Here is a 6,361-nt window from a genome sequence, read left to right as displayed (position 1 = left end):
CGCGGCGACTCGCGCCTTGCCGGACACGATTTGCGGTCTCCAACGCGGCGCTCGCACAAAACGGCAACAGGCCCTAGGCACCTGGGCGGCATACGGCTTTGGTAATCTCCCCGGCTGGGGTTCGGCGAATTGCGGGTGTAGTATGCGGCTACACTTTTCACGGTGACAGCGATCGCGTCATGGCAGGCAGGCAGAAAATAGGTCTGGTGGGCGGCACGGGTTATGCCGGGGCCGAGCTGCTGCGACTGTTGTCGGCCCATCCCGACGCCGAGATCGTGACCGTGACCTCGCGTAGCGCGGCCGGGACCCCGGTGGCTGAGGCCTACCCGCAGCTGCGCGGCGTGGTCGATCTCGCCTTCGCGACCCCGGACGCCGGCCGACTCGACGAATGCGATGTGGTGTTCTTCGCCACGCCGCACGCCGCGGCCATGCACGACGTCTCGCGGCTGCTCGCGGCCGGCGTGCGCGTGATTGATCTGTCCGCCGATTTTCGCCTGCACGACGCCGCGCTCTGGGCGCAGTGGTATCACACCGAGCATGCCGCCCCCGAGCTGATCGAGCGCGCGGTTTACGGCCTGCCTGAACTCGGCCGGCGCGAGGCGATCGCTGCCGCCGATCTGGTCGCCTGCCCGGGCTGTTATCCGACCGCGGTCCTGCTGGGTTTCAAGCCGTTGCTGGATGCCGCCATCGTGGATCCCGACCGGCTGATCGCAGACGCCAAGACCGGTGTCTCCGGCGCCGGCATGAAGCTCGCCCCGGGGTTCCTGTTTGCCGAGGCCACCGATTCATTCAAGGCCTATGGCGTGTCGGGCCACCGGCACCTGCCGGAGATTCGACAGTTTCTCGCCGAGCTGGCGCAGCGCGAGGTGGGGTTGACCTTCGTCCCGCATCTGGTGCCGATGGTACGTGGCATCCATGCGACGCTGTATGCGACCCTGGCCGGCGACGCGGATTTGCAGGCGCTGTATGAACAGGCCTACGCGGACGAGCCGTTCATCGACGTGCTGGCCGCGGGCGGCACCCCCGAAACACGCCATGTGCGCGCGACCAACATGTGCCGCATCGCTGTGCATCGCCCGCTCGCAGGCGATCAGGCGGTGGTGCTCTCGACGCTCGACAATCTGGTCAAGGGCGCGGCTGGACAGGCGGTGCAGTGCTTCAATCTGATGATCGGCGCGCCCGAAACGCGGGGACTCACCGCGACCGCGCCCGTCCCCTAAATTTTTCTGCCATCTCTTGAAAACCCGCGCATCGCACTGATGTCGTATGATAGTTATCGCGGGTTCGACACGGACAACGCTTATGAGTACTGCCACTGAAACCATCGATCAGGATGCCGACCAGGCAGCGCTGGTCTTCACTGACGCGGCCGCCCTCAAGGTGAAGGAGCTGTTGGAAGACGAGGACAACGATGCCCTCAAGCTGCGGGTGTTCGTCTCCGGCGGCGGTTGTTCGGGCTTCCAGTATGGTTTTACCTTCGACGACAACGTCGAGGAAGGCGATACGCTGATCGAGAAACAGGGCGTGACGCTACTGGTCGACCCCATGAGCGTGCTCTACCTGATGGGCGCCGAAATCGATTTTTCGGATGGGATCGAAGGCGCGCAGTTCGTGATTCGTAACCCGAATGCCACGACGACCTGCGGTTGCGGCAACTCGTTCGGGGTTTAAGATTACGCTGCGCGCCTGCCCCTTTGAGGGGCGGCTTCGCCGCAGGCGAAGCGGGGTGACAGACAATGCTCAAGCTTTGCGCAGCAAAGCCCGCGCGCAGCGCGGCGCAGTTCGTGATTCGTAACCCGAATGCCACGACGACCTGCGGTTGCGGCAACTCGTTCGCGGTATAAACTCGACCTGCGCGCCTTCGCCCCCCCCCTTGAGGGGGCGATTCGCCGCAGGCGAGTGGGGGAGATAAATAATCCCTCAGGCTTGCGCAAGCAAGCCCCGCGCGGATGCGCGGCGCAGTTCGTGATCCGCAATCCCAGCGCCACGACGCCCCGCGTTGCGGGAACGCCTTCGCCGCGTACCCGGCACGATGCTCGGGCGGAATTACTTCAGTCGCGCGGCCGGCGGTGCGGCGTGCCAGCCGCCCAGCACCGCCAGCCCGCTTGCTCCGGTCACGCCCGGGGCATTGCCGGGCCGGCCAAGCACGCGCTGGCGCGCCAGCCAGGCGAATGCGAGGGCCTCGATCCAGTCGGGATCGAGGCCCAGTTGTGCCGTGGTTTCGACCGGGCGCGGGGCGGCCAGGGCAGCGATGCGCGCCACCAGATACCGGTTGTGCACGCCGCCGCCGCATAGGTACAGCGTCTCCGTGCCCGGGCCGAACCGGTCCACGGCATCCGCGATGGTGATGGCCGTCAGTTCGCACAGCGTGGCCTGTGCATCCGCCGGTGTGGGTGTGCGCCCGAGCGTGGCCACGCGTCGATCCAGCCAGTCGAGCCCGAAGTACTCGCGCCCGGTGCTCTTGGGCGGTTCGCGATGAAAATAGTCATCGCCCAGCAGATGCGCCAGCAGTTCGTCGTCGACGCGCCCCGATGCCGCCCAGGCGCCGCCGGCGTCGTGACTGTGGCCGCGGTGACGCTGGATCCAGGCGTCCATGAGGCCATTGCCCGGACCGGTATCGAACCCGCGGGTCGCCGTCGGATCGGCATGCGCGTCGCCGGGCAGCAGGGTGATGTTGGCGATGCCGCCGATATTCACCGCCACCCGGTTGGCATCGGGGTCGGCGAACAGGGCGCGGTGGAACGCGCAGACCAGCGGCGCGCCCTGGCCCCCGAGTGCGATATCGGCGTTGCGGAAATCGGAAACGACGGCGCAGCCCGTGTCTGCGGCGATACGTGGGGCGGCGCCGATCTGCAGGCTGAAGGCCGGTTCGGCGTCCGGCGCGTGCCAGATGGTCTGGCCGTGGCTGCCGATCGCGGCGATCTGCGATGCTGTCAGCCCGGCCTTGGCGATGGCCGCGTTCGCGGCGCTGGCGAACCACTGTCCGACCGCCTGGTCGAGACGACCGAATTCGAGCAGGCTCACGCGCCGATCGGCGTCAGACAGGGCCAGCAGTTGCTCGCGCAGGCCCTGCGGCGGCGCTGCGCTATGCGTAGCCAGCATTGTCGGCCGATCGGGCGGGCCGGCGAAGCGTGCCACGACCGCATCAACCGCGTCCACGCTGGTGCCGGACATCAGCCCGACATAGCAATCGGGGCCGCTCATCAAGGCGAATCCGTAGCCGAGGCCATATGGACCCGGGCGTCATCGGTCATGTCGTCGAGTTTCGCGATGAGGTCGGCGTCCCGAGCCTTGAAGGCGGCCAGTTGATGGCCCTGTAGCGGCGGCGCGCCGGGCAGGGGGACGGTCTGCGGGTTGCGCGGTTTGCCGTCGACGCGGAACTCATAGTGTACATGCGGGCCGGTGGCGAGCCCGGTCATGCCGACATAGCCGATGGTCTGGCCTTCGCGCACCCGGCTGCCGACGTGCAGGCCGCGCGCAAAGCGCGACATATGCGCGAATCGCATGGTGATGTGTCGGTTGTGGCGGATGATCACCACGTTGCCGTAACCGCCGCGCCGGCCGCGGAAGATGATCCGGCCGTCGCCGGTGGCATGAATCGGCGCGCCTTCGGGGGCGGCGTAATCGGTGCCCTCGTGGCGGCGGATGCGATGCAGAATCGGATGCATGCGGTTGAGATTGAAAGGCGAACTGATACGGGTGTACTGCACGGGCGCCCTTGCGAACGCCGGACGCATGGGCCGCCCGTCCGGGCGATAGTACTCGCTGTGGCCGTTGTCGTCGGTATAGCGCACGGCGCGAATGACCTGCCCATTGTTGATCAGGGCCGCGGCGGCGATGGGTCCCGTTCCGACCTGCTTTTGCTTGCGGTAAAGCGTGTCGTACACAGCGACGAAGCGGTCACCCGGCTGAATATCGCGGCCGAAATCCACAGATTGCGCAAAGATTTGATGCAGGCTGGCGGCCTGGCGGCCGGTCAGGCCCGCAGCGATCGCATCGCGGTAGAAGCTGTGACGAATCACCCCGCTGACCGATGTCTGTCGGTGTTCGGCCGACTGCTCGGCCAGGGTCCCGGTGAAGCCGTCATCGTTGCGACGCACACTGAGATGGTGCAACGCATCGACCGCGTAGCGGATCGCCTGGACATGACCGGTGTCGTCGGCCTTCACCTCGAGTACGTCGCCGGCCTGCAGGCCGCGCGTGAAGTAATGCCCCAGATGCGGCATGTGTGCGATGCGCAGTGAATCCATGTACGACAGCCCGTGCCGGGCGAAGGCCAGCGACAGGGTATCGCCGCTGGCGATGGTGACGCGTTGCCAGCCGGGCTTGAGGGCGTTCGGCTTGTCGCTAGAGGTCAGCGACGCGGCGGGCGCGAATGCCAGCTGGATCGGCCGGGCTGGTGGCCGCGTGCGGACGTTGTCGAACGTCGGGCTGAAGTTGACCGGCATGGCATGAGCCCGTTGGAAACCGGGCACGTGGACGCGCGTCACGGCCGGCACGGCGGCATCGTCATCCGGCGGAGCGCCTGCCGGGGCGGTGAGATACCAGGTCAGGGCGGCCGCGACCGGCACCAGGGCGACCGGCGCCCAGGGTTGCCAACGCGGCGATTTCTGCGGTTTTTCGCGCAGCCACAGATAATCCCGATCGACAAACTTGCCCATGGCTTCCCGTCGTTTCACTGACCCGAGCGTGATGCCGACGCGCGCCAAGCCCCCGCAGCTGCACCGCCGAATTGGCCATAAAAAAGCACAATCACCGGGACTTGGCAAATCCGTGCATGTCAGGCTCGTTGGCGTGTGGGCCGCGACCGCATCCAGGGCCGGCGCTGGCCGGGCGGCGGATCCGGGCAACGACACTCGTGCGCCCCCGCGTGGCCATTCGCCCGTGCCGGTGCCCGACCGTACCCGCGGCGTCTCGGCGTGCGGTCCGAGGGGCGTCGGCGCGGTCTCGCATGAAATGGCAACAGGCCCTAGACTTGGCGCGCAACCGAGACCAGATACATGGAGCAGGCGTTGACGAGTCAAGACTGGGCCGAGATCGTGCGCGGGGCGGATGAAATCATTCCGGAAGCCGAATTCCGCGAGCGGTTTGAGAAGGCGACCGCCAGCGGTGAGCGGCTGGTGATCAAGGCGGGCTTTGATCCAACGGCGCCGGATCTGCACCTGGGGCATACGGTTTTGCTCAACAAGCTGCGCTGGTTCCAGGACATGGGCCATGACGTGGTCTTCCTGATCGGCGACTTCACCGGCATGATCGGCGATCCCACGGGGAAGAATGTCACCCGCAAGCCGCTTACCGAGGCCGAGGTTGCGGCCAACGCGCGCACTTACGAGGCCCAGATCTATCGAATTCTCGATCCGGATCGCACCCGCGTCGTGTTCAACTCGACGTGGCTCAATGCATTCTCCGGCGCCGACATGATCAAGCTGGCCGCCACGCACACCGTGGCTCGAATGCTCGAGCGCGACGATTTCCACAAGCGCTATCAGTCCAACCAGCCCATCGCCATTCACGAATTCCTGTATCCGCTATTGCAGGGGTACGACTCGGTGGCGCTCGAGGCCGATCTCGAACTCGGTGGCACGGACCAGAAGTTCAATCTGCTGATGGGGCGGCATCTACAGCAGATCTACGGCCAGAAGCCGCAGGCCGTGCTGACCATGCCGCTACTCGAAGGATTGGACGGCGTGAACAAGATGTCCAAGTCGCTCGGCAACTACGTGGCGATCGACGAAGCGCCGAACGAGCAATACGGCAAGCTGATGTCGATATCCGACGATCTGATGTGGCGCTACTTCGAGCTATTGTCGTTCGAACCGGCCGACACCATCGTCCGTTATCGGCGCGAGGTCGACGCCGGGGCGAATCCGCGCGACTACAAGTACAAGCTTGCCGGCGAGATCGTGGCCCGTTTCCACGGCGATGCAGCGTCGGCAGACGCTCATGAGGCATTCGTGTCGCGTTTTCAGCAGGGCGTCGTGCCCGACGACCTGCCGGTGACGCCGGTGAGCGTCGATGCGGGCGGGTTGCAGGTGGCGGCGCTGTTGGTCGCGGCGGGGCTGACCCAGAGTAACGGCGAAGGCATGCGCCTGATCAAGCAGGGCGCTGTCCGGTTGGACGGCGAGCCGGTCCCGGATGCCCGGCACACGCTGCATGCCGGCCAGACCTGTCTACTCCAGGTCGGCAAGCGTCGAATTGCGCGCGTGCGCCTTGAGGCTGGTTGAGGCCACGCAGCGCGAGCACCGCACGGCGGGCGTTTCGAGCCTGTTGCAGAATTATTTCAGAAAACTTGTTGACACGTATCGGCGAAGGTCTAGAATGCGCCCTCTCGCAACGCAGCAAGCCTTTTTGAAGGCGCCAC

General features: G+C 66.1%; 5 protein-coding genes and 1 pseudogene. 4 read left to right on the top strand and 2 right to left on the bottom strand.

What is annotated here, in order from left to right:
- Positions 1 to 179: 179 nt before the first annotated feature.
- The 3 genes and pseudogenes from argC to ACS8YF_RS19310 all read left to right on the top strand — a co-directional run.
- On the top strand, positions 180 to 1,220 hold the full coding sequence (gene argC, locus ACS8YF_RS19320; RefSeq protein ID WP_440851727.1) for an N-acetyl-gamma-glutamyl-phosphate reductase: 1,041 nt from the start codon (positions 180 to 182) through the stop codon (positions 1,218 to 1,220).
- 82 nt (positions 1,221 to 1,302) lie between these two features.
- The gene (gene erpA, locus ACS8YF_RS19315) at positions 1,303 to 1,671 is read left to right on the top strand and encodes an iron-sulfur cluster insertion protein ErpA (protein WP_440851726.1); all 369 of its coding nucleotides are present in this window, start codon (positions 1,303 to 1,305) and stop codon (positions 1,669 to 1,671) included.
- Positions 1,672 to 1,775: 104 nt separating this feature from the next.
- A pseudogene (locus tag ACS8YF_RS19310) lies at positions 1,776 to 1,844 on the top strand (iron-sulfur cluster insertion protein ErpA); the annotation flags it as partial.
- A gap of 202 nt (positions 1,845 to 2,046) precedes the next feature.
- On the opposite strand, the gene ACS8YF_RS19305 reads toward ACS8YF_RS19310, so the two are convergent.
- Entirely contained in the window at positions 2,047 to 3,204 is a 1,158-nt protein-coding gene (locus ACS8YF_RS19305) for an anhydro-N-acetylmuramic acid kinase (protein WP_440851725.1), read from the bottom strand.
- Complete coding sequence (locus ACS8YF_RS19300) at positions 3,204 to 4,679, bottom strand: OapA family protein (RefSeq protein ID WP_440851724.1); 1,476 nt, start codon at positions 4,677 to 4,679, stop codon at positions 3,204 to 3,206. Before ACS8YF_RS19300 ends, ACS8YF_RS19305 begins: the two co-directional genes overlap by 1 nt.
- Positions 4,680 to 5,000: 321 nt before the next feature.
- On the opposite strand from ACS8YF_RS19300, the gene tyrS reads away from it, so the two are divergent.
- The gene (gene tyrS, locus ACS8YF_RS19295; protein WP_440851723.1) at positions 5,001 to 6,224 is read left to right on the top strand and encodes a tyrosine--tRNA ligase; all 1,224 of its coding nucleotides are present in this window, start codon (positions 5,001 to 5,003) and stop codon (positions 6,222 to 6,224) included.
- Positions 6,225 to 6,361: the final 137 nt, after the last annotated feature.

The sequence above is a fragment of the Salinisphaera sp. SWV1 genome (assembly GCF_052044155.1).
GTDB lineage: Bacteria > Pseudomonadota > Gammaproteobacteria > Nevskiales > Salinisphaeraceae > Salinisphaera.
The sequence above is the reverse complement of the archived record's forward strand: the minus strand, read 5'-3'. Positions and strand labels throughout refer to the sequence as shown.